Source organism: Methanophagales archaeon, from assembly GCA_021159465.1.
GTDB lineage: Archaea > Halobacteriota > Syntropharchaeia > Alkanophagales > Methanospirareceae > G60ANME1.
The window spans coordinates 26,980-33,410 of sequence record JAGGRR010000023.1; the positions used below are offsets into that span (position 1 = coordinate 26,980).

A 6,431-nucleotide genomic window follows, 5' to 3' on the forward strand; every position below is an offset into this window, starting at 1 on the left:
TCTATCTCGTGAGAAAGAGGTAGCAGAAAGCCTTCAAAGGAAAAATAAGAAGAATTGATTGATCTTGCGGCTCAATCTTTCCTTTCCGTATCTTTCTTACGAGTCCCCTCCAGCGGTATTTTTATTGATACACTATCATCTACACGCTTGACTTCCCATACGGGAAGTTTGTTAGCGACAATCCATGTATAGAGTAGTGCCTCTATTGAGATAACTTTCTGCCTATCTGTGAGCTTCGGAGACCTAAGAATCTCGTCAAGCTCTTTGATCAGAACGCTTAGCGCAGCTTTGGTCTCTGCAGATAGCTCGGTGTGAACTTCCTCCTTTTCTTCCATCTTTTTCTCCCCCTTCTCCTTCCGGCTGCCCGGAAGGGGATATTACTGCCATTTTTCTCCCCCCATCTCTACAGCTCAAGAAGCTTCTTCCCACCGTCTGTTATCTGCACATACGTCTCCTCTGCTTTTATGATTTTCAGAAAGCCGTATGTTGCTAAGAAGTTAACAACACGCCCTACAGTCTCTCTGCCCAGATTTGTAATCTCGCATATCTCTGTTAGGCTCCTTTCCTTTCCATCTTGCAGGATTTCAAGCATTTCATCCAGCTTTTGAAATATCTCGCTCATTTCCCCCAAAGGAAAAGAGAGAAGAAAAATATTAAAAGTTTGCGGAGAGTATTGCTTCAGCAAGCTCATCGTCTATAGCTTCTAAGAGCAGGAGATTGTCGTCGGTTTTTGGCAGAAAAGGCCCGATAATTTTGTAGACTTTCCCTTTGAAAAGGGCGAAATTACCTTTCACCTTAGCATCACTCTCTTTGGCGAGAGCGAGTTTTCCTTCTAAGAACAGTTCGAGCTCGTCGCTGCTTAGAGGCAGCGTTTCTCCACAGTTTGGACAACTGTATTCCTCTTCCTCTTCTACATCAACAACATCAAGTGTTTCTACCTCTTCCTCGTTGTAAGAGAGATTGTGGTTGGTCGGATCAAGACACACTCTTGCAGCGATTTCAACATGTCTCACCTCTCTATACACCGCCTTGACTTCGTTTATTTCTTGCTTGCAGAAAGGGCAAAAAGCCATCACTCGCTCACCCCTGCTTCAGCCTCTAAGATGCACTCAACAACTTCATCTTCAAGGCGCTCAAGCAAGACAGCATCATCCTTCTTTCTCACAATCCTGTAGACTTTTCCGTTGTAGAGCGCTAAGTTTTTCCTCAGGTGTTTTATCTCTGAGATCAATGCTATTTTGAGCTCGCCTTTGAAAAATCTCTCAATCTCTTCCTCGTCGGCCTCTAATGGTAGACCTTTTCCACAGTATGGACAGTATGTTACCACAATTTTATCGTCAGGCCATACATCATCGCTATACTCCCACGACCCGTCCGGGGAATAATCGATTAGGCTTGATACTTCGTATACAGCTGACCTTACGAAATCAAGTTTCTCCTTGCAGAAAGGACATACTGTCATTTCCCCCAGAATGGTGGGAGTTTGTTGACATCCTCCCCGCCCCGAAAGGCGAGGCTTTCTTAGCGATATTCTGTAATTCGTCTAACTTCTCCCTCTTAATATACACCTCTAGCAGAACATCCCATATCATCCCCCCTCAACTCTTCTTCAAATACCCTCTTCGCTTTCCTTAACTTCTCTAGTAGCACATCTAACATGTATTTCACCCTCCCCAAAAGGAAAAAAAAGAAAAGTGATTAACCAAATATAAGCTGTTCAAAAATCTTTGGGACTTTTCCTGATAAGTAGAGCTCTTGCAGTTTCACTCGCACCTCGCCTAATCTACAAAACTCGCCCTCTTTGTTTAAGGGGCATTTTCCACATGCATCGTAATTTACACGAGCTCTTAGTTTGTTGAAGCACGGGGGTTGATGTTTGATACACTCGAACTCATAGAAAAAGTAGAAACCTCGCCCTTCAGGGCGGGTAGAAGATAAGAACAACATTTAAATACTTTCACTCACAACTTAGTAGATGGTCACGCTATCTGTGAAGCTAAAGCTTGAACCTACGGAAGAGCAGAGGCAGAAGATTATGGATTTGGCAAAGAAGTATAAAGACGCCTTCAACGAGGTCAGCGAATACGCTTTCAGCAATCGTGTTTTCGACCACATCGGATTGCACAAAGCCCTATACCGTAAGCTCAAGGAGAAATATGCCTTTCAGGCTCAGATCGCCATCTCGGTCATAAGAGAGGTCGCTCAGCACTACGCTTCAGTCTTTGATCAGTTAGCTGAGAAGTTTCATGTCTCTAAGAGAGATCGCAAGAGGTTAGTTGAGTTGTTCTATAAAGAGGTTAAAAGACCGATCAAAAGAAGGAAGCTGATTGTCAAGCTCGTTAAGGGAAGAAGCTACGACTTGAAGATAGACCCAAGAGTTTGCTCCATCTCAGTTATTGGTGAAAGATTGAAGAGGATTCCTTACTACGGTTGGAGCAAGCACTACAAATATATAGAGCTTGGCTACGGAGACGCAACCCTATACTATGAGAGAAGCAACAAGCTCTGGTATCTCATCGTATCGGTAGAAGTTCCTGAGAGCGAGCTTAAGCCTAAGAAGGTCGTTGGCGTTGATATAAATGAGCCTTCAGATAGTTTCGTGGCGTTATGTGATAGCTTAGGAAGAAGTAAGCTTATTGAGTTCTCTCAACAAGTTTTGAGGTTGAAGTCACATTATCAAAAGTTACGCTCACAACTCCAGTCTAAAGGCACTCGCTCCGCTAAGAGGCGTCTATCATCTCTTAGCGGAGTCGAGAAACGGCTGGTTAGGAACTTTCTGCATGTCGTTGCCAAAGAAATTGTTGAGAACTCGCCATGTGTCTTTGGTTTAGAGGACTTGAACGGTATCAGAGAGCGTAGAGAGAGACATGCTAAGTTCAGCGGCGAGAAAAGAAGGTTGTTCAGTCAGTGGTGTTTCAGAGAGCTTCAAACGCTGATCGAATACAAAGCCAAACTCTGCGGAAGCAAAGTCATTTACGTTGACTCGCAGTATACATCAATCAGCTGTCCGGTGTGTGGCTACACTGCTAAGGAAAACAGAGACAAGAAGAGGTTCTGTTGCAGGAACTGTGGATTCGAAGAGCATGCAGATATTGTCGGTGCTAAAAACATTATGTTGAGGGTTTTGAAAGACCTTCAGAACGGGGCGCTTGTCAGCCGTCCCGATGCTCCCCCTTAATAGGGGTTGAGCAAGCCTCGCCCTTTAGGGCGGGGTAGCTGACATTCTACAAGCTTTTTCAGCAGCTCTAACACTTCCTCTTCCATCTTCACCCCCAAGCGAAAAATAGAAAAAATGGAGAATGGTTAATTTGGCTTACTGCTCAAAGCATACAATGATGACTGTGTAACCCCCGTCTCTCTCCGCCTCTAAAATTTATCCTCCACTCTCCTCGAGTTCTCGCAGCACCTCTCTCGCATCCTCGCCGAAGCCGACAGTGATGACATCTATATGTCGGTGGCATCTATCCTTCCAGTAGATTATGCTGCCATACTTTACCGCACATATCTCTGCCCCGCAGACGGGGCAGAATACTCTCACCACTTGTCATCCATCTCCATCACTCCCAAGCAAAAAATGAAAGAAAAATGAAAGAAATAATTAGCCCCGCATCCTTCGAAGTCGCTTGAGGTTTGTTTGGAGCTCTTTTACAACTTGCTCTAAAAATCCTATGTCCCACTCGGTTGAGTGTGTGTGCGATGCAAGCGTTGTTATGAGTTCTTCTATATTTTCCTCTATGACTTCTACTTCCAACCTCATTTTTACCCCCAAAGGAAAAAATGAGAGAGAAAAAAGAGTTAGTGGAGTAAGACATTCACAGGCGCGGGCTTTCTCCAGAGTTTCGGCGCTCTTAGATAGTATCCTCGCATCCCTTTAAAGAGGATAAAGCTTATACTCTCGTTATAAATCATTACCGTCTCTCCGCTGTAGTTTCTCTCCTTGTAAATCTCCGCCCCCTCAACGCACAGTCTTAATCCGTGCCGGAATTCTATATAGACCTTCATCCACATCACCCCCAAGTCGGAAAGGCTCCCTTCCCCTTCATCGGTGGCGGGAGATCCGACCCCCCATCGGGGGCACGGGTTACCACCCCGCCTAGGTGGCGCATCCCCTCGAGGAGGAGCTCTCACCCCGTCAGACCTCCCCTCGGGTTAGGGGGGAGAGAGCTGGTGGAGTGGAGACCAGTCCCTCCTCCCGCGCCTTCCCATCCCCCGTTAGTCAACCCACCCTCCATGCTCTTCGCACTTCATCGGGTGCCCGCCCTGGGGGAGGCGGGACTCTCCTCTGCGGAGAGTAAGAAAGGCAGAGGAGAGCGGAGCACCTCCAGGGAAGTGGCCCGGGGAGAAACGAGCAGACCTTCTGCAGGACTGGGGCAACATCCTGCTTCATCGGCGGCGGGGGTGACCGCCCTACCCTATAGGGTAGGGAGAACTGCTCGCTCCTCCCCTGTCGCTGTTGCACTTGAGAGAGCTCCAGACCCCTTTCGCAGCGGGTGGAGGGGTCGTAAAAAATGGGGGCGCTTAGGCGCCCCCTCCAATCACATTTTTGTGCGCCTCTATCTCAGCCTCCAGTTCCTCAATCGTCATCTCTTTCCAATCTCCCGTTCTCTTCAAATCGTCAATCACTTTCGCTCTGTAGTAAAGGCTCAGACGCCTGCCTTTCTTTGCAAGGTCGAGTTTTCTCTGCAATTCTTTGTCTTCTCTGTAAGCCTTCGCTACAGCAATTTCTATAGCCTTAAGTCTCTGGAGCATCTCTCTCTCGTCCGCAACATCATCGAGCGTCTTTGCAACATCCACCCCAACTTTCTGCTCTATCTTCCTTATAATTTTGTCAAGTGAAACACTTTTTCCAAGCGCTATGTTAGTGGCAAGGTCTTCGGCAGTGTTTTTCACCACCCTCTTCTTTGAGAAGTATTTCTGGTTCGCCTCTCTAAACCACTCTTTTCGTAGTTGCTCTGACTTTACATCAAGCCCCTCTCGCTTTGTTACAAGCCCTCTGAACGCTTTACTCTCCTTCTCAAGCTCTTCCACACGCTTCTTCAACTCTTCCACTAACTTCTCCATCTCTTCCACACTCTTCCCTCTCACACCCATATTTCCTCCCGTCATTTTTCCTCTACCCCCTCCCCTCCCCCGCTTTTGCGGGGGGCCTGGAGCTCTCTGCTTTAGGTGGAGACCCCTCTTGCACGGGAACGGGGGGATAGTTTTGATATGGGAAAAATTAGGGAGAGGGGGCAAACAACTTTTGAAGGAAAACGCATCCTTCTTCCATTAAAATCTCTCTCGCAAGGAAGTGAGCTGAACGGGCGAGTTTGCAGAACCTTCTGAGAGGACACTTTTCGCATAATCGAGAGTGGTCAAGGTGTAGGAGAGAGAGATCTTTCTTTAGTTTTTCTAGGTCTTTCTTGGTCATTGGTTGCCCGAGCCTGTGCTTCTTCAACCTTTCTACTGTTTCGTGAAATTCAGGAGTATCAACATCACCGCTTGTCTTTAGTGTAGTGTATTCTGTCCACAATCGCATGAACTCAACTCTCTCAATACTTGAAGGGGTGGAAAGGCTTTGGAGTGTGTGGGAAGTCTTTGTTTCGAAGTAGTCCTTATAGTATTTTTGATGGTAGTGGTGGTATTTCTTCCTATATTTTATCCTCTTCCACTCCCTTTCAGTTACTTTCCCCTCTTCTTTCAGTCTCTCTGCAAAGCTTCTTGCCTCTTCAACTTCCTCTTCACTGATGCGATGCCCCGCACTACTGATTTCAAACAACGGCGTTATGATAGTCCATGCTTTCTCCACCTTATCGTATACAATACGGGCTCCTTCAACACATACCTCCACAACACTATTATCGCCACTGAGCAGTGGTATATATTTCTTTATCTTCTTTACAAAATCTCTAAAGGTGTCTCCTTCACTATCCCTCCATGCAATCTTGTGTGTCCTCTGAATGTGGCTGTCTATACTCTCGGCGACCACATCAAAAGTCCCCCCTCTCCGATATTGGCATAATTTACAGTAGCAGGTATAGATTACAGGAGGCATAAGCCCCCCGCCCCGACGGGTCTCCACCTTTTTTGAGTGAGCGTTTTAAGCGTTATGAGTGTTTTAACGCATTAACGCATTATCGCTTTTAAATCACTATTTCCTACACATACCCCCACACCTAAACTTCAGAGGCTTATCCATAAGCGGTTATGCACCGCCTACTTCACTTTATACAGCTCGCACCCGCCCCTTCTTTTTAATTCAATTTTGAGAGCGGGTGCGAACCGTTTTTGAGAGCGTCCTTGTTCAAAACGCTCTCTTTTTTGAGAGCGTTTTCATCACAAAAACGCTCTCAATATAAAATATATTATAACTTCAGACAAACAGATATGTTTGTTTTGGCTCAAGAAAAGGGAGCGTTATTCTTGGAAAGAGAGGCTGGATAGGTTTATTC

At 46.2% G+C, this 6,431-nt stretch carries 10 protein-coding genes; 1 reads left to right on the forward strand and 9 read right to left on the reverse strand.

Annotation, left to right across the window (positions count from 1 at the left end):
* Positions 1–71: 71 nt before the first annotated feature.
* The 4 genes from J7J01_01345 to J7J01_01360 all read right to left on the reverse strand — a co-directional run bounded on the left by J7J01_01345 (position 72) and on the right by J7J01_01360 (position 1,462).
* Positions 72–335: a hypothetical protein gene (locus tag J7J01_01345; protein MCD6209537.1), complete on the reverse strand. Its 264-nt coding sequence runs from the start codon at positions 333–335 to the stop codon at positions 72–74.
* A 68-nt stretch (positions 336–403) separates the two neighbouring features.
* Positions 404–622 (reverse strand): hypothetical protein, encoded by a 219-nt coding sequence (locus J7J01_01350; protein ID MCD6209538.1) that lies wholly within the window; start codon positions 620–622, stop codon positions 404–406.
* A 31-nt stretch (positions 623–653) separates the two neighbouring features.
* Positions 654–1,073: a hypothetical protein gene (locus J7J01_01355; GenBank protein MCD6209539.1), complete on the reverse strand. Its 420-nt coding sequence runs from the start codon at positions 1,071–1,073 to the stop codon at positions 654–656.
* Entirely contained in the window at positions 1,073–1,462 is a 390-nt protein-coding gene (locus J7J01_01360) for a hypothetical protein (protein ID MCD6209540.1), read from the reverse strand. The genes J7J01_01355 and J7J01_01360 overlap by 1 nt, the downstream gene beginning before the upstream one ends.
* Positions 1,463–1,990: 528 nt before the next feature.
* Between J7J01_01360 and J7J01_01365 the strand changes: the two genes are divergently transcribed.
* Complete coding sequence (locus tag J7J01_01365; GenBank protein ID MCD6209541.1) at positions 1,991–3,178, forward strand: transposase; 1,188 nt, start codon at positions 1,991–1,993, stop codon at positions 3,176–3,178.
* 195 nt (positions 3,179–3,373) lie between these two features.
* Here the strand turns inward: J7J01_01365 and J7J01_01370 are convergent, their stop codons facing one another.
* From J7J01_01370 to J7J01_01390, 5 genes are all read right to left on the reverse strand, one after another.
* On the reverse strand, positions 3,374–3,541 hold the full coding sequence (locus J7J01_01370; protein MCD6209542.1) for a hypothetical protein: 168 nt from the start codon (positions 3,539–3,541) through the stop codon (positions 3,374–3,376).
* A 57-nt stretch (positions 3,542–3,598) separates the two neighbouring features.
* A complete protein-coding gene (locus tag J7J01_01375; protein MCD6209543.1) occupies positions 3,599–3,757 on the reverse strand; it encodes a hypothetical protein in 159 nt (52 codons plus the stop codon).
* A gap of 38 nt (positions 3,758–3,795) precedes the next feature.
* Positions 3,796–4,002 (reverse strand): hypothetical protein, encoded by a 207-nt coding sequence (locus tag J7J01_01380; GenBank protein MCD6209544.1) that lies wholly within the window; start codon positions 4,000–4,002, stop codon positions 3,796–3,798.
* A 516-nt stretch (positions 4,003–4,518) separates the two neighbouring features.
* Entirely contained in the window at positions 4,519–5,106 is a 588-nt protein-coding gene (locus tag J7J01_01385) for a hypothetical protein (protein ID MCD6209545.1), read from the reverse strand.
* Between the two features lie 112 nt (positions 5,107–5,218).
* Positions 5,219–5,968, reverse strand: coding sequence for a hypothetical protein (locus tag J7J01_01390; GenBank protein MCD6209546.1), 750 nt, complete (start codon positions 5,966–5,968; stop codon positions 5,219–5,221).
* Between the last annotated feature and the right edge of the window lie 463 nt (positions 5,969–6,431).